The sequence below is a fragment of the Actinacidiphila alni genome (assembly GCF_900112845.1).
GTDB lineage: Bacteria > Actinomycetota > Actinomycetes > Streptomycetales > Streptomycetaceae > Actinacidiphila > Actinacidiphila alni.
The window spans coordinates 1-18,593 of record NZ_FONG01000040.1; the positions used below are offsets into that span (position 1 = coordinate 1).

Genomic DNA, 18,593 nt, shown 5'->3' on the forward strand with positions numbered 1-18,593 from the left:
AGACCCGGGAGTTCGAACCGGTGGTGCGGCGGCTGGAGACGGAGGTGATGCCCCGGCTGGAGGTGATCAGGCCCGGCATGGTGGCGGCCCCCGCCCGCGGCCCGGCCCGCTACTGGGGCGGCGAGGCGGAGCTGACCGCCCGGGTCGCCGCCGCGCTCGCCGGGCTCGGGCACCCGGTGCGCAGCGGCGCCGCCGACACGGTGTTCGCCGCGGCCCTCGCGGCCCGCGCCCGGGACGGAGTCCTGGTGCCGGCCGGGGAGACGGCCGGTTTACTGGCGCCGTATCCGGTGGCCGTGCTGGGCCGGCCCCGGCTGGCGGAGCTGCTGGTCCGGCTCGGGATCGGCACGCTCGGCGGTTTCGCCGCGCTGCCCTCGGACCGGGTCGCCGCGCGCTTCGGCAGCGACGGCACGGCGGCGCACCGCACCGCGTCCGGGCGCGAGCCGCACCTGCTGGACGCCTCGGGCGCGGAGCCCGACCACACGGTGCGCCAGGTCTTCGACGACGCGGGGCAGCGGGGCGAGGCGCGGCTGGACGTGCTCGCGTTTGCCGCGAAGTCCCTCGCGACGGCCCTGCACGACCAGCTCGCCGCCGCCGGGCTGGCCCCGGCGCGGTTCGCGATCGCAGTGGTCCTGGACGACGGGCGGGTGCTGGAGCGGGTCTGGCGGCACGAGGGCCGGCTGACCTCGCTCGCGGTCGCCGAACGGGTGCGCTGGCAGCTCCAGGCGTGGACCGACAACACCGCCGACACCGCCGGTACGGCGGTGGTGGAGCTGGTGCTGCGTCCCGAGGAGCTGAGCGGCGCAACGGGATATCAGGCCGGTCTGTTCGGGGAGGCGACCGCTGACCTGGTGGGTGCGGCGGGGCAGATCCAGGCGATGCTCGGCCACCATTCCGTCGTACGCACCCGGGCGGCCGGCGGTATCGGGCCCGCCGACCGCGAGGTGCGGATCCCGGTCGGCGACGACGCGTTCGTGGCGCGGGTGCGACCGGGGCCGTGGCCGGCCCAAATCCCCGCCCCCCACCCCGCGACCGTCTACCCGACGGTGCGGCCCGCCAGCCTGCTGGACACCGCAGGGAACGCTGTGGAGGTCTCCGGACGGCTGGTGGTGTCCGCGCCGCCGGTCCGTTTGACGGTCGACGGGATCCCCGGGGTGCTGGAAGTGACAGGGTGGAGCGCGCCGTGGCCGGCGCTGGAATCGTGGTGGACCCGCGACCGCGCCCGGCGGACCGCACGGATGCAGATCACCACCGCCGACGGCAGCGCCTGGCTGATCCGGACCTGCGACGGCACCTGGTGGGCGGAGGCCCACTATGGCTGACCCCACCGCCCGGTCGCGGCTGCGCCTGCTCGACACCCCCACCGACACCGAACCCGCCGCCGGGCCCGGGCCGAGCGGGGCGGCGCCGGCATGGGCCGAACTCCACGCCCACAGCAGCCTGTCCTTCCTCCAGGGCGCCAGCGACCCGGCCGCGCTCGTCTCCGAAGCACAACGCCTGGGCATCGGGGTGCTCGCACTCACCGACCGGGACGGGCTGTACGGGGCGCGGCGCCTGGCCGAAGCCGCCCGCGACACCCCCGTACGCACCGTATTCGGCGCCGAACTCACCCTCACCGACCACGGACTCGGCCGGCCCGTCGTCCTCGCCCGGACGATCACCGGGTTCCGGCGGCTGTCCGCGGCGATCACCGCCGCCCAACTCGCCGGCACCAAAGGGAATCCGGTGTACGACCTCGACGTGCTCGCCCGCGCCGCCAACAGCGAGCACTGGGCGGTGCTGACCGGCTGCCCCGGCCTCGACGACCCCGCCGACAACGGCGCGGGGCGGGCGGACGTGGCCCGGCTTGCCCGGCATCTCGACGCGCTGGGCGAGGTGTTCGGGGCCGGCACGGTACATGCGGAGATCACCGACTGGAACCTGCCCGCCGACTCCGTACGCAACGACGCGATGGTGGTGGCCGCGCACCGCACCGGCACCCCGGTGATCGCGACCAACGCGGTCCACTACGCCGCGCCCCGTGATGCGCGGCTCGCCCAGGCCCTGACCGCCCTGAACCGCAAACAGGATCTGGATGCTGCGGCGGGTCATCTGATGCCTGCGCCGACCGCGCACCTGCGCAGCGCGGAAGAGATGGAGGAACGGCTCGCCCGTTACGGCAGGGTGTTCGAGGCGACGATCGCCCTCGGCGAGGACTGCGTCCTCGACCTGCATGATCTGCGACCGGAGTTGCCGGAGTTCCCGGTGCCGGCCGGGCACGACGACGACTCCTGGCTGCGCAAACTGGCGGCGCGGGGCTGCACCGAACGGTACGGGCCCCGCACCGATCCGGCGGCAGCGCCGGCGTGGCGGCAGCTCGACCACGAACTGCAGGTGATCACCGGCCTGGGCATGTCCGGGTACCTGCTGATCGTCCACGACATCGTGGACTTCGCCCGGCAGCAGAACATCTGGTGCCAGGGCCGGGGCAGCGCCGCCAGCAGCGTCGTCTGCTTCGTCCTGGGCATCACCGCGGTCGACGCGCTCCGCCACGGGCTGCTTTTCGAACGCTGGCTGTCCGCGGAGAAGGCGGGGCCGCCGGACATCGACATCGACTTCGAGAACGGCCGCCGCGAAGAGGTCATCCAGTACGTCTACACCCGCTACGGCCGCACCCACGCCGCCCAGGTCGCCAACCTCATCACCTACCAGCCCAAGCTCGCCGTCCGGGATGCCGCCCGCGTGCTCGGGTACCCGATCAACGCCGTCAACGCGATGACCCGCCACCTCCACCGCCCCGCCCCCGGCAGCGCCCGCGGCCCGCAGCCAGCGGTGTCCGGCACACCGGACGTGCCCGACGACGTCCGGGAGCTGGCCGCCCAGCTCCACCGCCTCCCCCGGCACCTCGGCGTCCACTCCGGCGGCATGGTCCTGACCCGCGACCCGATCGGGGAGTTCATGCCGGTCGAGTGGGCCACCATGCCCGGCCGCAGCGTTCTGCAGGGCGACAAGGACGACGTTGCCGCCGCCAACCTGGTGAAAATCGACCTGCTCGGATTGGGCATGCTCGCAGCCCTGCATACCGCATCCGACCTGATCGCCGAACACCACGGCCGACGGGTCGATATGGCGTCGATCCCGCAGGACGACCCGCAGGTGTACGCGATGATCGCCGCCGCCGACACCATCGGCGTTTACCAGGCCGAGTCCCGCGCGCAGATGTCGACGCTCCCGCAGCTCAAGCCCACGTGCTTCGCGGATCTCGCGGTCGCCGCCTCGATCATCCGCCCCGGCCCGATCCAGGCCGGCAGCAAGCACCCGTATCTGCGGCGCCGGGCCGGCGTCGAGCCCGTCACCTACCCCCACCCCCTCGCCCGGCCCGCGCTGGAGAAGAGCCTCGGGGTGGTGCTGTGGCAGGAGCAGGCGATCCGGCTGGCGACCGACTGCGCCGGATTCACCCCGGGCGAGGCCGACCGGCTGCGGAAGGACCTCGCCGCCAAACACGCGCCGGAGAAGGTCGCGGCGCTGCGCGGCCGACTGCTGACGGGCATGGCCGAGCGGGGTATCGGCGAGGAGGCCGCGGAACAGATCATCACGATGGTGGAGTCGCTGAGTTTTTACGGTTTCCCCGAGTCCCACGCGCAGTCCATGGCCGGGATCATCTACGCCTCGGCGTGGATCAAGCGGTACTACCCGGCCGCGCTGCTCGCGGGGATCATGGCGAATCTGCCGATGGGCTTCTACGACTCCCAGACCCTCATCCAGGACGCCCGCCACCACGGCATCACCGTCCTCGGCGTCGACATCAACGCCTCACGTGTTCACGCCCGCCTCGAACACGACCCCGTCCACCCCGACGGGACTCCGGCGATCCGCCGCGGACTCACCGCCGTCCACGGGCTGTCCGAGGACGCCGCCGCCGCGCTGCTGGCGGCCCGCGCCGAGCAGCCGTTCCGGGACCTGGACGACGTCGCCCGCCGCGCCGGCCTGAACGCCCGACTCCTCGAACAGCTCGCTACCGCCGGCGCCTTCACCACCCTCGGCACCGGCCGCCGGGAAGCGATCTGGCGGGCCGGCGCCCACGTCCTCCACCGGCAGCTTGTGCTGCCCGGCCTCGATACCCTCCCCGACGCACCCGACCTCCCCGCCATGACCGAGGCCGACGCGACCCTGGCCGACCTCGCGACAACCGGCGCCACCACCGGCCCCCACCCTGTTCAGCACCTGCGCCCCCAGCTCGACCAGTACGGAGCACAACCCGCCGCGGCCGTACGCGACTGGCCCGCGCAGCGCCGTATCCGCGTCGGCGGCACCGTCAAATACCTCCAACGCCCCCCGACCGCCAACGGCATGGCCTTCGCCGTCATCGAAGACGAAACCGCCATGGCCAACCTCGTCATCACCCCACCCGTCTGGGACCAGATCCACCGCATCCTCCTCGACGCCCCCGCCGTCCTCCTCGACGGCCACATCGAACGGGAAGACGACGTCACCAACCTCATCGTCCACACCGCACGGCCGGTGACAGCGCTTGGCTGACCGCAGGATCCGGGAGCGCGTGCCGGATACGCGACCGCACGGGCGCTCCGAACAGGCGAACTCGCGCCACAGATCCGCGATCAGCAGTACGCCGAGGCGTACCCGGAGGAGAAGGTACGGCCCGTCAAAGTGTCCTGCTGCTGGCCCTGTTGTGTCCCCTTGCGGATCGAACCGGCGCGGCTGGAGCGGACTTGAACGAGCCACGGGCACGAGGCGCGCTGCTATCCTGACGGTACGTCACTCGTGTGCGGCGTACCGCCTCGTCCTTAGCGCTGCGGCCCTGAAGACGATGCCGATGGTCCTCGGAACCGTCGCGGTGCGAACGCCTACTGGTGTCGCCGAAGCACCGGGCACCGAGTGTCCCCGGAAGCGGACAGCGAGTGCGTGGGCCCCGACGGCTCCGCTGCACGCGGACATTCCGGGATACCCACGAAAGGTCCCTCCAGTGACCATCAGCTCTATCAGTCTCGCCGGGAGCACGGCCGACGATCCGCGCGACAACCTTGATGCCGACGCGACCGAGTCGCCGCTCCAGCTCATCGCCGTGTCCTCCGCCACCACCGTGGACGGTATGCCGACGCTGCGGGTGGTGGATCCGCGGTCGGCCGCCAAGATCGCCGCCGAACTCGGGCGGCAGCGTGGCGTGGACCTTGATACGGACGCTCTGCGGCGACTGGTCATGTCGTGCGTGGAACCGGTCGGGTTCCACGTCACCCGCCACCGGGTCGGCACCGGGTGGCTGTGGATCGTCGAGACCCGCCAGTTCGTGACGATGTTCACGCTGACCCCGAGCAACGACCGCCTCGGGGACCAGCTAATCTACGCCGCCGATCCGTCGTTCGGCTCCAGGACCACGAACAAGGACGGGCGCCCGGTCGGACACATCGCGGTCCCGATGCCGGAGTCGGACGGTACATACGCAAAGGTCGTCTACACGGCCTCCAGGGACACGCTGATGGAGGCCACCGACCGCAACTGCCTGGCCGTGCGCGACGACAACCCGCAGTACGACATCGGCCCCGACATCATCCATCGCTCGCTGACCACGGTCTTCACGACCCTGCGTTACACCGGTGGGACCAATGAGCTGGAGCAGGTCAGCGCGGACGGCAACAGCCGGCTGGCCAGCGCCTACGCCCAGATCACGGTCGACCCGGCCTGGCTGCCGCAGCGGCTGCGCACGCAATACGAGGGCGCACGGCCGACGCTGATGCCGTCCATGCTCATGCAGTGCGACGTCAACGAGCGGCGTGACCTTACCCGGAAGATCATCAAGGCGAACGAGGACCGGCTCGCCCTCCCCGAACGCAGCACGCTCAAGGACCTGAAGGAGCGGAACGCGGCAGTCTGCGCGCTCAACGCCCTCACCGCCCCTGTCCAGGTGATCGTCGGCTACGAGGACGACGACCCCGAGCACGGCATGGAGCGGTTCGCCTCGGCCGTGCGCTCGCTGCTGGTGCGGATGAACGTCGGGGTGAAGACCTTCGACACCGGCGCCCAGAACGCGGTCATCGCCGAGGAGATCGTCCTCGCGGCGCAGCAGAGCGAGTTCTTCGATGACGAGGAGGTCGCACTGCTGATCGGCCGGGAAGACGTCACGAAGGTCATGACGGCATACGGCCTCGACCCCGAGCTGCGCGACCTGCGGGCGATGATGGTCATCGCCAAGTGCTCGGTGAACGCCACCAGGCTCAATAAGGCCATGCGCGAGAAGTTCAGCGCCAAGAAGGTGATGCTCAAGCACCGCTCCGCCGTCGCCAGCGAGTTGATCCTCCGCTCCTACGGCGCCGTCATGACGCCCGGCGACCTGGACCGCAGTCGCAACGCGCTCAACTCCGGGTGCATCTGGCAATCGCTGGTCGACCGGCCCTGGGACGCCGTCGTGGTCAACGACGATGAGGGCGTCGACCGGGTGCTGCGCGGCGCCGTCGAGGAGTTGGCCCCGGTCGGCGAGAAGGAGACCGTCACCGGTGTACCCGGGCCCTTCGCCCGGCTGCTCGGGGTGCTCGGCATGGTGGCGCTGGTTGTCGGCGGCGGCCTGACGAGCCCGAAGGGTTCCAGCGAGAAGGAGATCGGCGACCCCATCGACCGCTCCAGCGTCGGAAGCATCGTCGACAAGCTGACGACGTTCCCGTGGGGCCTGCGCCTGCTGGCCGAGAACATCAAGCGGAACCGGGCTGGCATGCCGCTGCTCGGGGTCCAAGTCCCGGACGGGACGACCGACATCGAACACTTCGACGATCCGACGGCCTCGGTCGCGTCGCGGGACGCCCGCCTGCGCCACGCCGTGCGCATCGCTACGCAGGGCAGGGCCGAGGAGACCGCGGCTTCCGCCGAAGAGAACGCCTTCAACGAGCTGTGCCGCACGATCACCCTGGCCGACGACGCGTTCCAAACCTACCGGTCAATCCGCAGCGAGGACCCCTCGCCGGGACTGCTGCCCTCCCACCAGACCGACGGCCCGATCAAGAAGCTTGAGTTTATGGCCAAGGCCCTGAACCGGATGACGGCGGAGGACCAGGACCAGTGAACACTCCGTCGTGGGCCGGGGTCGTCACCATGACCCCGGCCCGGTACCGGTACCTCGCCGATCTCGCCGGCGGCAACCTGCTTGCGAGCTGGCCCGTCCCGCACAGTCTCAGAGCGCCGTACGACGGCGACGAGGAGAAGGCCGTGTACATCGTGGCCAACCGCGAGGGCCTCGCCTGCTACGTCGGCCAGACCCGCCCCGCCAGGGCGTGGACGGGCGCGGCGGGCATCCGGCTCAGCCAGCACATGGCCGAGCCGTCCAAACGCGACGAATGGGACAGCTTCTGGGTGCTCCCCCTGAAATGGTCGACCAAGCCCACCATCGTCGACTGGTACGAAGCCACCGTCGCGGCCCGCCTGATGGTGCCGCTTCGCCACCGCAGGAGAAGATCCCGGATCTGAGCCGTATTCCGCGGTGGGGCGTTCAAATGAAGGAAGAACGTCCCACCGCGCCGACATGCGGAATGTCGTCCGTCAGCGCGAATTCCGCCACAATCGGCATAGCCGGGCCCCCGCCCGGCGAAGCATCGCGTCATGGTGCAGTACCCCTTCGTCGCGCCGATGCTCGCGACACCCGGCCGACTCCCGTTGCCCGGCGGCGACCACCGCTGGGCAGCGGAGACCAAGCAGGACGGGCAGCGCGCGATGATCCACCTGCCGGGCGACGGCACCATGGTGATCACGTCGCGGAACGGCACGGAAATCACCGAGGGATTCCCGGAACTGCACGGCTTGGCTGCGGCCGTCGGCGGAACTCCTGCTCTGCTCGACGGCGAGATCGTCGCGCTCGACACGCAGGGGCACCCGGACTTCCAGCGGCTACAGTCGCGCATAGGGCTGGAGCGGACCCCGGCGCGCGCTGCGCGGCTCGCCGCAAGCGTGCCCGTGCACGTGATGCTGTTCGACGTCATGATGCTCGCCGGGCAGGATTTGATGTCGCAGCCCTGGACCGAGCGCCGCGACGCGCTGCTGTATTCGACCTCGCCGGCCCGGCCTGGACGGTACCGGTCGCCGTGATCGGGCATCCCGCCGCGGCGCTGGACGCGACCCGGGCCGCGGGCCTCGAAGGGATCTTGTGGCCATGCTTTCTCCCTGACCGTTTGACCGGCCTCTCCGCGTCCGGCGGAATCGGTGCCAGCTTTCGTGACGGGACGCACGGGGGGGTGTGGTGCAGGCCGTAACTACTGAGGTGCGGCCGGGTACGGAATCTTGTTCATGCGGCAGGTCCTGGGGCAATTTCGGTGATCAAGTCCTCAACCAGGGTCTTGATCTCGTCGCGGATGGGTCGGACGGCCTCAACTCCACGGCCGGCGGGGTCATCGAGTTTCCAGTCGAGGTAGCGCTTGCCGGGGAAGACCGGGCAGGCGTCGCCGCAGCCCATGGTGATACACACGTCGGACTCGCGGACCGCCTCGATGGTGAGGATCTTGGGGACCCCGGCGGAGATGTCGATGCCGACTTCGCGCATCGCTTCGACGGCGGCGGGGTTGACCTCGTCGCCGGGGGCGGAACCTGCCGAGCGGACTTCGACGCGGTCGCCGGCGAGGTGGCTGAGCCAGGCGGCGGCCATCTGGGAGCGGCCGGCGTTGTGGACGCAGACGAACAGAACGGTGGGCTTGTCGGACACGGCTGGTGCTTCCTTCGGGTGCGGGCGGAAAACAGACAGCGGGCAGGAGTTCGGCGAGCAGGGCTGCGGTGCGGATGTCGAGGTCGTCGCGGATCGCGTGCACCTCCTCCAGGGCGCCGCCGGCGAGGTCGGGCGCGGGCCAGTCGAGGAAACGGTGGCCGGGCACGGGAAACCAGGCTGGGCTGGCATCAGCACCCACTGATGTGAAAATATCATCCCATGCTGACGTCAGTCGCCACTGATCTCATCCGGGTTCTGGCCGATCCGCTCCGCCTGCAGATCGTGGCCCTTCTTGCCCGGGAGACGCTCTGCACCACGCACTTGGTCGAGGAGACCGGGGCGCGGCAGACCAACCTGTCGAACCACCTGAAGGTGCTGCGCGAGGCCGGGGTCGTGGAGACCGAGCCGTGCGGGCGCTTCACGTACTACAGGCTGCGGCCCGAGGTGCTGGAGGGCCTGGCCGGCTCCTTCGCCGAGCTGGCCTCTGCCGCGCGGGCCACCGCCGACAACGACGTCAAGCGCTCCTGTCCATAAGCCCGTTGCCCGCATCCTGGAGTCCCTCTGTGAGCGCCACCGCCGACGCCGCCGTGCCCGGCCCGCCCGCCGTCCCTGGACCGGACAGCAGACCGGCCGGGCCGGAACCCGCACCGCAGGCGCCCCCGGTCCGTGCGCCGCTGGCCGCTCGGGCCGCCGCCGAACTGATCGGCACTGCCGCCCTGGTGGCGGTCGTCGTCGGCTCCGGAATCCAGGCCACCGAGCTGACCGACGATGTCGCGCTCCAGCTCCTGGCGAACTCCACCGCCACCGTCTTCGGGCTCGGCGTGCTGATCGCCCTGCTCGGTCCGGTCTCCGGCGCCCATTTCAACCCCGTGGTGACCTTGGCCGAGTGGTGGACCTTCCGGCGTGCAGGAGCGGGCGTGTCCCTGCGCGAGGCCGCCGTCTACATACCGGCACAAGTCGCGGGAGCCATCGGGGGCGCGATCATGGCCGATGCGATGTTTGGCAGGGCGCTGGTGAAGGTCTCCACTCACGACCGCAGCGCGGGGCACCTGCTGCTCGGCGAGGTCGTCGCCACCGCCGGACTGGTCTTCCTCATCTTCGGCCTCGCCCGCACCGACCGCCTCCGATTCGCACCGGTTGCGGTCGCCTCCTACATCGGCGCCGCCTACTGGTTCACCTCCTCCACATCCTTCGCCAACCCGGCCGTGACCGTCGGCCGAACCTTCACCGACACCTTCGCCGGCATCGCCCCCGGCTCGCTGCCCGGCTTCATCGGCGCCCAGCTCGCCGGCGCGGTGATCGGACTGGCCCTGGTCACCGCCGTCTTCACCAAGTCGAAGCCCGAGGCGGCCGTCGGCTGACCGTGCGGCGCGGAGCCGCCGGGACGGCGGTCATGCGCCGGTGAGGACTTCGACACCGGCGGCGTCCGCCCAGGCGGTGATCATGTCGCGATTGCGAGGCGCCCAGGCCGACAGGTTGATCCGGCCGTCGAGGGTGAGTTGTTCAGCTTCCACGACTCCGAAGTGCTGGTAGCAGCCGGCCAGCAAACTGGCGGCGGCTTGCACGAGACCGGGGCCGTCCTTGGCGCCGGCGTCAATCAGAACACCGGCCTCGCCGGTCGCGGAGTGCTGCTCGGTGGCGCTGAATACGACGTGCGCGCTGCTGGCGTGGTTGCTCGCCAGTCCATAGGCCACCTGGTTAGGCCCGGTGTCCATGATCAAGCGTGCGGTCGCTGTACCCGATGCCGCTGCTCGTCTGGCGGCATGGACTGCCAGGTACTGCAGGATGACCAAGACCCCGATCACCACGCCGTCGCTGTTCCAGCTCTCGACGGTGTCCGCGAATGCGCTGTCGGAGGCGACGAAGGCGCGGACAACGGGGCCTTCGGTCACCCATGCCGCCGTACCGTCGGCGTGGAAGTGTGCGACGTGCCGGGAGCGGGAGTCGCTTTGCGAGGCGATGAATCGGCGCGGTCCGACACCGAAGGATTGGAATATACCTGGTCCGTAGTACGGCAGTTCCTCTGCGGCCAGTTCCTGGCGGAAGGCGTGAAAGGAGGCGCTGTCGATTGGGAAGGCACCGGGGAGGTCGGGCGTGATCGTCACGGCGATCCTGGGCTCTGCCAGAGCCCGGCCGTCCGTGATGACCGCTGCCTGGGCGGCCTCCAAGACGTCGTGGCGGCCGGCGGCCACGCTGGTGGATGCGGCGATGGCGCGTTTGACCTGGGTGAGGTTCATGAAGGCGGTGTGGTTGTCGTTGCGGTAGGGGAAGCACAGTGTGCCGTCGCGCAGGTCGGCTGTACCGACGACCGCGTGCGGCATACGGGCGCTGGGTGGGACCGAGATGACCACCAGCCCGCGGGGCGGGAGCACGGAGTCGTCCTCGGGAATGAAGTGGATGTCGCAGTCCACGGGGGGGTCGAGGCGCAGCACCAGCGTCTCGCGGTACTTCTTGCGCAGCTGGTCGGTCAGCTCTTCGGGGTTCGCGTACTGCGGGATCGACGTGGCGCGGTCCTCCCGCAGGCCCAGGACAAGGGTTCCGCCGGCGGCGTTGGCCAGCGCCGCGACATCCTTGGCCAGTTCCACCGGCCAGTTGGCCCTGCTGCCGTACTGCTCGCCCTTGTAGTCCACGTCCGCGGCCTCGGCGGCGCTGGGATTCTTCAGGAGCGTCAGGTACTGGGCGTAGGTGGCCTCGCCGGGAGCAGCTCCGAGCAAAGTACGCAAACGGGCATCGAACATCCCCAGACGGTATCCCCGAACCAGCTATCGGCGCCCGCGAATTGAGGTGCCCGCTGGTTGCGCGGAGTGCTCAGCCGCGCAGGTCGAGCATGGCCGCCATCCCGGCTACGACCGAGGGCGCCACGGTGTAGTACACCCAGGTGCCGCGCCGCTGCGAGGTGAGCAGACCGGCCTCGCGGAGCTTCCTCAGGTGGTGGGAGACAGTCGGCTGGGACACGCCGACGTCCTGGATGTCGCAGACGCACGCCTCGCCGCCCGGGTGCGAGGCGATCTTCGAGAACAGCCGCAGCCGGACCGGGTCCGCGAGGGCCTTGAACATCGCGGCCATCTTCTCCGAGTCCTCCACCGACAGCTCCCCTGCGGTGATCGGCGGGCAGCACGGCACGGGCTCGTCTTGCAGGACGGGCAGGTCGGCCAACGACGAGGATGACTTCGACATGTGTCTATGTTGACACTTGTCGATGCGTGGGGCAACCTCAGAGATATCGACAGACATCGAAGCAGTGGTGGGGTTCACGCCCGGCCGCCTGGAATGAAGGGCACAGTCATGTCTGCTCCTGCCACCGCGGGCCTTCCGGTCGTCGTCATCGGCGCCGGCCCTGTCGGGCTTGCCGCCGCATCCCACCTGACCGAGCGCGATATCACAGCGCTGGTACTGGAGGCCGGTCCGCAGGCCGCAGCCGGGGTCCGCGCGTGGGGACACGTGCGGCTGTTCTCCACCTGGGGCGAGCTGACCGACCCCGCCGCCGAGAAGCTGCTGGCCCCGACCGGGTGGACCAAGCCCGACACCACGGCCTACCCGACCGGCGCCGACTGGGCGCAGCAGTATCTGCAGCCGCTGGCCGACGTCCTCGGCGATGCCGTGCGCTACGGCGCGACGGTGACCGGCGTCTCCCGCGCCGGCCGGGACCGTGTCGTGGACGCCGACCGGGCCGACCAGCCCTTCGCTGTCGACTACCGGCTTCCCGACGGAGCCGAGCACCGCGTCCTGGCGCGCGCGGTCATCGACGCGTCGGGCACCTTCGCCCTCCCCGCGCCGGCCGGCGGAAACGGCCTGCCCGCCCTCGGCGAAGCTGCGGCGGCCGACCGCATCACCTACCGCGTCCCCGACCTGTCCAACCCGGCCGTCCGCGCCCGCTACGCAGGCCGCCGCATCGCCGTGGTCGGCTCCGGGGCCTCCGCGTTCACCGCACTGGCGGCACTCGCCGAACTCGCCCGGGACGTCCCGGGCACCCGGGCGGTGTGGGTGCTACGCCGCGGCATCTCCGGGTCCACCTTCGGCGGCGGCACCGCCGACCAGCTTCCCGCACGCGGCGCCCTGGGGCTGGCAGCCAAGGCCGCGGTCGACGACGGGCATGCGGACGCGGTCACCGGCTTCCGCACCCGGGCCGTCGAACGCGACGGCGCCGGGTCCGTGGTCCTGGTCGGCGACGACGGCACCCGCCTGGACCCGGTCGACGAGGTGATCGTGCTGACCGGGCTGCGCCCCGACCTGACGTTCCTCGGCGAGATTCGACTCGGCCTGGACGAACGCCTCCAGGCCCCCGCCGCGCTCGCCGCCGAGATCGACCCCAACCAGCACTCCTGCGGCAGCGTCCGCCCGCACGGCTACCGCGAACTCGCCCACCCCGAGGCCGGTGTGTATCTGGTCGGCATGAAGTCCTACGGCCGAGCCTCGACCTTCCTGGCCATGACCGGATATGAGCAGGTCCGCTCAGTGGCCGCAGCCCTCGCCGGCGACATCGAGGCCGCCGACCGCGTCGAACTCACCCTGCCCGAGACCGGGGTGTGCGGCGGCTCGGGCCTGTTCGACGACCCGGCCGGACACGCCTCTGGCGGCTGCTGTGCGCCCGCGCCGCAGCTCGTCCGGATCGGAACCGGCACGGCGGCCCTTCCGGTTGTCGAGGCCGGCACGCCGTCCGGCGGCTGCTGCGGCTGACCCGTGCCAGCACTGATCGATGCTGCGGATGAACCGCTTCGCCTCGAAGCGCGCGACAACATCGTGGTCGCCGGTCCACCGGCGCCAGAGATCGGCCGGAATCCGGATCGGGACGGGCTCGCCCAGGAGCGAGGTCTGCGCTCCCCGCTCGGGCGCGGAAGGCATGTCGGCAATCTTGTACAGGAGCATCTGCTCGCTGGCTGGGGCCGGTGCGCGTTCCGGAAGCTCGCTGGCGGCCGCTGCTGCCGGAGCCCGGTCACGCTCTATCGAGCGTGACCGGGAAACCGGTGCCGGAAGGTGTCCGGATCCTGCGACGCTCACGAGCGCGGCCGGTACGGGTGTACGGCAGCCGTGAGACATCTATGGATTCGCGTCCGCAGCTCTTGCGCGTGTCCGGTCGCCATCGGGTCGACGACCGCCGCCGCGGTGATGTCCTGTGCGAGTTCGGTGGCCCGTCGGAGCAGATCGTCGAGTATTGCGATCATGTCCTCGGGACCGGGGTCGGAGTAGTCGTCCGTGGCGGGCACGCGCTGGGACGGGCTGAGCGGATCTGCCGGCGCGGGAGGCATCGTTACCTTCCCGTGACTTTCTGTAAAATTTTGCACAATCGCCTGCGGCCCGTGCGTCGCGGCGCTGCTGATGGGAGTGCTGGCTGTGTCCGGCTCGGCTCTGGTCTGTCCTTGGGGCAGGGCGCGACGCGGGGGAGCGGGCGGTACGGCAGACGGGAAGGCTGGGGCGGAGAAGATCTCGCGCGTGGCGTCCATGAACTGCTGCTCCGCAGCAAGCTCTCCCGCTTGTTGGTGGATGGCGTTCACGACGAGCGCGACGAGGTCGGCGGTGACCCGGACACCTTCGGCGCGGGCACGCGGCGCGAGTTCGACGTAGAGGTACACGGCGGAGCGGATGCCGGCCTGGCGGACGACGGGCAGCAGCGCTCGGACGTGAGATGGCGTGGCGGGGCGCCCGAGGATGTCCTGGAGTTCCGACGCCAGCCTCCACTCCTCAATGAGCTGGTACGCAGCCCGCACGCTCATGTCCCAGCGTTCCTTGACGTACTGCTCGAAACGGGTGTGGGTCTGGCGGTAGAGCCGGGCGTCGCGGATGACCTGGAGAGCTTTCCCAGCGAGCCAGTGGGCGGTTTCGAGGTTGGCGAGGGCCCGTTCGCAGACGTCGAGTTCGTGGAGTTCGGTACCGGTCAGGTCGCCGTCGGCATCGACGGCGACCGGCTCGGGGATCATCTCGCCGGTGATGACCAGATCGGCCGGCCGACTCGTCGGATGAGCCTGCCTCTCAAACGGGACAGCGGCGTCGGCAGACTGGCCGCGGTTGCGCAGGGAGGCCGTGCGGTCGTGGGACGTCATGCGAGGTTCTCCTTCGGCAGCAGTCCGCGGTCGCGCATCTCGGTGACCAGCTCGTCGTAGGCCGATCCCCTGGCGGTGACCGGCTGGAGCATGGACTGCGCGTAGGTCTGGAGGTGGGGGATGGTGGCGCTGAAGACGTTCCAGCCCGCGTCCCTGAGGTAGGTGCGGAACTGTTTGACCGCGACCGAACTGTGGGTGGTCCGGTTCAGGAGCACCCAGGTCTGCGGAGGCTCGCCGTCCGGACGAAGCGCTGCGACGTCGTCGATGAGGGCGCGAAGCGGCAGCCGCTCGATGCGATCGATGTCCGACGGTGTCGGCGCGGTGTTGAGGATCGCCACGTCCGTGACCCGCAGGACGGATGTCACGATGGCCCGGTGGTCCTCGGCGTGACCGCAGTCCACGACGGCGATCTGCCCAGGTGCCAGCATTGGCGGGACGTTCTTGTGGAACATGGGGGTGGCCTGCTGCTGCACAGGGAACGGGAAGCCTCCGGCACATGCGTCCCACTCAGCGAGCTGCCGGCTGTGGTCGGCCTCTATTGCGAGAGTGGGATAACCCCGTTCGTGGAGGGCGTGAGCCTGCCAGCCCACGGAGGTCGTTTTGCCCGCGGACCGCGGGCTGATATGCGCGATGATCATGAGGGTCCTTACGAAGATGAGGGGAACGAACGGAGTGCGCCGCCAGTCGGCGGCCTGCTGGCGGAGTGGGCCAGCCGGGCTTCTACGGCGCGTGGGCGTTTCGGAGGCGGTGTCGGTGCTGCGGCCGCATCCGGGCACCGGCCAGGTGCAGGAGCCGGTAGACCGTCGCCGCCGACACACCGGATTCCGCAGCCAGGCCCGGAACGTCCTCGCCGGCCTCGTACCGCACCCGAAGAGCGCCCGCCCGCGCATGCCGGGCTGCGGCGACCTCACGCCCGGCCAAGCGGCGCGCCTGCTGCGCACTGCGGAGAACGGCGCCGCCCTCAACCAGACGGCGCCGCACTGTCCGTGGCGACCAGCCCTCCTGCTCAGCCAGGGCTTTGACGCTCATCCCCGACTCGTACAGCTCACGCACCCGGGCGTTGACCGCCTGGCGAAGCCGCACCTGCTGTGTGTCCGCGCGCAGACGGCGGGTCTGCGCCGGGGTTCGCATAACGGTCTCCGCCTCGCGGAGCCGGTTCAGTACGGTCCCGTGGGACAGGCCGGTGGTGCGTTCGAGATCTTCGACCGACGCGCCGGCGTCGTACCGGGCACGGAGTTCGATCGCCTGCCGGCGGCGCGCTTCAGGGGAGAGGAAAACAGGGGTCATGCAATGGACTCCCATGCGAGAACGGCTTGCTGGTGGGCTGTGGTCAGCTCGTCGTACGAGCGGTCGTCGTCGGGGCTGATGTGGATGAGGCGTCCGTCGGTGGCCACCCGCCAGCCGGGCACGGGCAGACCTGTCGACGGATCGATCACGGCACCGCCAGGCGCGTGCCACGACGGCGGGATCTCGTCCCCTCGTACCGGCGGCACCACCACCAGACGCCCGTCCTGGACGACGACGGCCGCTTTGCTCGGACGTGCGGCGAGGTGTTCGAGAGCGGCCCGGTAGGCGGCCCGCTCGGCGGCGTGCGCAGCCTTGCGGCGCACGCCGACACCGGCCGTACCGCACAGGGCCGCCACACGTTCCCAGCCGAGCGTCGGCGTGGCCGGTTGGGTAACAGCCTCGGCGAGGCTGTTACCGACGCCTTCGAGCGCGCGCGGAACGAGCGCCCATAGGGATCCTGCGGCGTTGACCAGGCCGAGACTTTTCAGGCGTCGCAGGGTCCGGTAGGCGGTGGCCCGGGATATCGCTGTTGTGGCGATGAGGTCTGAGGCGTCCTGCTGGGGGTTGGCGTGCAGCGCCGAGAGGATCAACAGAGCGCTGCTGCCGAGCCCTTGCTGTGCGAAGGCGTCCAGGGGCATGAGGCGGGCCAGCACGGTGGAGTCGATGTCGGCCGTCGTCGCGGTCTCAGGGGAGGACCACTCCTCAAGTGCCCGGTCGGGGGGGCGCTGAGTGGTCTGATCGCGGGACGCGACTAGAACGGGCTGAGCGTTGAGCCCGTCGCCGAGGTACCAGACGGACCCTTCGGCGCCGCGGCCCACCTTGAGCCGTTGAAGCCAGCCTCCGGGCTTGAGGACGTTGTCGTAGGCGGAGCGGACGGTCTGCCGGGACAGCCCGGCCGCTTCCGCGGTCTGCCGCTCGCTGGCGGCGTGGCGTCGGCCGCCGGCGACCTCGGCGAACGACAGATGCGCCAGCAGCACCCGGAGCGCGGTCCGGCCACGCTCACCGGGCCACGGGGTGGCTTCGATCCGGGCGCGCAGCGCTGCCAGAGCCTCGTGTACGTGATTGCGCGACTCCACGCTCGTGGTGGAGCCGACAAGGGCGCAGGCCGTCTCCCAGACGCGCTGCACGTACGCCCGCGCGCGGGCATGCCCCGATCGCACCAGGACCGTCTGAGCGTGCCGGCCGCCTTCGTGGTCGGGCTGCAGCAGCAGACGCAGGAGCTGGTCGACGGTGCCATGAGCGCGCGCGACGTAGCACGCAATCGCCGCCGTGACGCGATGCCCGTGCTCGGAGGCGCCCTGCCGGTCCGGTCGCGGTACGACCGTGCGGCCCCCTGTGGCGAGGCGCGCGTAACTACCGCTGGCGTAGCGGCCGGTGAGGTCACCGAGCAGGATGAGATCGGCAGCCGCACGGGGAAGTGAACCGAGCGAGAGGGACCAGTCGTGACTGCCTCTGGTTGCCTCTGACTGCCTCGTGGGTGCGTGAAGGGATTGTTTGGGGGAGTGCGATGCTGGGTCGCCGTATGGCATTCTGGTGGTGTCTCGCAAGGACGTGGACACCGCCCCAAGGCCCGCTAAAACCGCAGGCGGTGTCCGGAACCGACCTCCAATCGGTGCCAGCGAAGCCTCCAGGATTTCCGGTCCTGGGGGCTTTCGTATGTCCGGCGCTGCTTGGAGGCAGGCGTCCCCATCGCGGCTCGACCAGACAGCTACTCAGGGAAACCGGGGCGATTGCCTCTGATCGCCTCTGAGTACCTTGGGTCGAATCGGGGGCGAATCGAGTGACTGGCTCCGATTGCCTCCGATTGCCTCCGCGACCTGTCCTAGCAGGTCACGGCCGTTTTCGACCTCGTTGATGCAGGTCAGCGAAACCGTCTGAAGGAACTGGGGCTATCTCTTCAAGCAGAACATCGCCCCGGTCTGGGTCGGCGAGTTCGGCACCACGCTCCAGTCGACCACCGATCAGACCTGGCTGCGCACCCTGGTCGACTACCTGCGGCCGACCAGCGCCAACGGCGGCGACAGCTTCAGCTGGACCTTCTGGTCGTGGAACCCCGACTCCGGTGACACCGGCGGCATCCTCAAGGACGACTGGCAGACCGTCGACACCGTCAAGGACGGCTATCTGGCGAGCATCAAGGCGCCGGGCTTCGGCGACTCCGGCGGCACGACGGGCGGTACGACCGGTGGCGGTACCACCAACGGCGGCACCAGCAACGGCGGGACGTCCTCCGGCACCACCTCCGGTACGACGTCCGGCAGCACCGGCGGTTCCACCGGCGGCAGTTCGGGCTGCACCGCCACCTGGCACACCGACAACCAGTGGGACACCGGCTTCACCGCCTCCGTGACCGTCGCCAACTCCGGTACGGACGCGACCAAGAGCTGGAAGGTGACCTGGACCTGGCCGAACGGCCAGCAGGAGACCAGCGGCTGGAACGCGGACATCCACCAGACCGGGTCCGCCGTCACCGCGAGCAGCCTCTCCTACAACGGGGCGCTCGCCCCGGCCGCCTCGACCTCCTTCGGCTTCCAGGGAACCTCCAGCGGCACTCTGACCCCGCCCGCATTGACCTGCACCGCTTCCTGACCGGTACG

Annotated in this window: 16 protein-coding genes and 1 pseudogene; 10 read left to right on the forward strand and 7 right to left on the reverse strand. The window is 70.4% G+C overall.

From position 1 onward, the window contains the following. The 5 genes from BM076_RS36980 to BM076_RS35060 all read left to right on the forward strand — a co-directional run. The coding region (locus tag BM076_RS36980; protein WP_093717824.1) for a DNA polymerase Y subunit UmuC family protein at nucleotides 1-1,319 on the forward strand (1,319 nt) is incomplete at its 5' end. After that, complete coding sequence (locus BM076_RS35045) at nucleotides 1,312-4,515, forward strand: error-prone DNA polymerase (RefSeq protein WP_093717825.1); 3,204 nt, start codon at nucleotides 1,312-1,314, stop codon at nucleotides 4,513-4,515. The genes BM076_RS36980 and BM076_RS35045, both read left to right, overlap by 8 nt. A gap of 445 nt (nucleotides 4,516-4,960) precedes the next feature. Beyond that, nucleotides 4,961-7,045, forward strand: coding sequence for a hypothetical protein (locus BM076_RS35050; protein WP_093717826.1), 2,085 nt, complete (start codon nucleotides 4,961-4,963; stop codon nucleotides 7,043-7,045). Beyond that, entirely contained in the window at nucleotides 7,042-7,446 is a 405-nt protein-coding gene (locus BM076_RS35055) for a GIY-YIG nuclease family protein (RefSeq protein WP_093717827.1), read from the forward strand. Before BM076_RS35050 ends, BM076_RS35055 begins: the two co-directional genes overlap by 4 nt. Nucleotides 7,447-7,578: 132 nt before the next feature. Beyond that, nucleotides 7,579-8,061, forward strand: a complete 483-nt coding sequence (locus tag BM076_RS35060) for an ATP-dependent DNA ligase (RefSeq protein ID WP_093717828.1) — start codon at nucleotides 7,579-7,581, stop codon at nucleotides 8,059-8,061. A gap of 196 nt (nucleotides 8,062-8,257) precedes the next feature. Here BM076_RS35060 and BM076_RS35065 read toward each other — a convergent pair whose 3' ends face one another. Next, complete coding sequence (locus tag BM076_RS35065; protein WP_093717829.1) at nucleotides 8,258-8,671, reverse strand: arsenate reductase ArsC; 414 nt, start codon at nucleotides 8,669-8,671, stop codon at nucleotides 8,258-8,260. Nucleotides 8,672-8,890: 219 nt separating this feature from the next. Here BM076_RS35065 and BM076_RS35075 point away from each other — a divergent pair, with 219 nt between their 5' ends. Further along, the gene (locus BM076_RS35075) at nucleotides 8,891-9,205 is read left to right on the forward strand and encodes an ArsR/SmtB family transcription factor (protein WP_093717831.1); all 315 of its coding nucleotides are present in this window, start codon (nucleotides 8,891-8,893) and stop codon (nucleotides 9,203-9,205) included. Nucleotides 9,206-9,234: 29 nt separating this feature from the next. Beyond that, nucleotides 9,235-10,032 (forward strand): aquaporin, encoded by a 798-nt coding sequence (locus BM076_RS35080; RefSeq protein ID WP_407640754.1) that lies wholly within the window; start codon nucleotides 9,235-9,237, stop codon nucleotides 10,030-10,032. Nucleotides 10,033-10,062: 30 nt separating this feature from the next. Here the strand turns inward: BM076_RS35080 and BM076_RS35085 are convergent, their stop codons facing one another. Both BM076_RS35085 and BM076_RS35090 read right to left on the reverse strand, forming a co-directional pair. Further along, nucleotides 10,063-11,409: an AlbA family DNA-binding domain-containing protein gene (locus tag BM076_RS35085; protein ID WP_093717832.1), complete on the reverse strand. Its 1,347-nt coding sequence runs from the start codon at nucleotides 11,407-11,409 to the stop codon at nucleotides 10,063-10,065. A gap of 70 nt (nucleotides 11,410-11,479) precedes the next feature. Further along, nucleotides 11,480-11,848: an ArsR/SmtB family transcription factor gene (locus tag BM076_RS35090; protein ID WP_093717833.1), complete on the reverse strand. Its 369-nt coding sequence runs from the start codon at nucleotides 11,846-11,848 to the stop codon at nucleotides 11,480-11,482. Nucleotides 11,849-11,956: 108 nt separating this feature from the next. Here BM076_RS35090 and BM076_RS35095 point away from each other — a divergent pair, with 108 nt between their 5' ends. Beyond that, nucleotides 11,957-13,348, forward strand: coding sequence for an NAD(P)-binding domain-containing protein (locus tag BM076_RS35095; protein WP_093717834.1), 1,392 nt, complete (start codon nucleotides 11,957-11,959; stop codon nucleotides 13,346-13,348). Nucleotides 13,349-13,665: 317 nt separating this feature from the next. Here BM076_RS35095 and BM076_RS35100 read toward each other — a convergent pair whose 3' ends face one another. The 4 genes from BM076_RS35100 to BM076_RS35115 form a co-directional block, all read right to left on the reverse strand. Continuing rightward, nucleotides 13,666-14,709, reverse strand: a complete 1,044-nt coding sequence (locus BM076_RS35100; protein ID WP_093717835.1) for a hypothetical protein — start codon at nucleotides 14,707-14,709, stop codon at nucleotides 13,666-13,668. Continuing rightward, nucleotides 14,706-15,137, reverse strand: coding sequence for a hypothetical protein (locus BM076_RS35105; RefSeq protein ID WP_143120733.1), 432 nt, complete (start codon nucleotides 15,135-15,137; stop codon nucleotides 14,706-14,708). The genes BM076_RS35100 and BM076_RS35105 overlap by 4 nt, the downstream gene beginning before the upstream one ends. A gap of 292 nt (nucleotides 15,138-15,429) precedes the next feature. After that, on the reverse strand, nucleotides 15,430-15,996 hold the full coding sequence (locus BM076_RS35110) for a helix-turn-helix domain-containing protein (RefSeq protein ID WP_093717837.1): 567 nt from the start codon (nucleotides 15,994-15,996) through the stop codon (nucleotides 15,430-15,432). After that, nucleotides 15,993-17,156 carry a MarR family transcriptional regulator gene (locus BM076_RS35115; protein WP_245796676.1) on the reverse strand — a complete coding sequence of 388 codons (1,164 nt, stop codon included), beginning with the start codon at nucleotides 17,154-17,156 and terminating at the stop codon, nucleotides 15,993-15,995. Before BM076_RS35115 ends, BM076_RS35110 begins: the two co-directional genes overlap by 4 nt. Before the next feature lie 15 nt (nucleotides 17,157-17,171). On the opposite strand from BM076_RS35115, the gene BM076_RS36985 reads away from it, so the two are divergent. Beyond that, nucleotides 17,172-17,417 carry a hypothetical protein gene (locus tag BM076_RS36985; protein ID WP_177246772.1) on the forward strand — a complete coding sequence of 82 codons (246 nt, stop codon included), beginning with the start codon at nucleotides 17,172-17,174 and terminating at the stop codon, nucleotides 17,415-17,417. Nucleotides 17,418-17,880: 463 nt separating this feature from the next. Beyond that, a pseudogene (locus tag BM076_RS35120) lies at nucleotides 17,881-18,585 on the forward strand (cellulose binding domain-containing protein); the annotation flags it as partial. Nucleotides 18,586-18,593 lie beyond the last annotated feature (8 nt).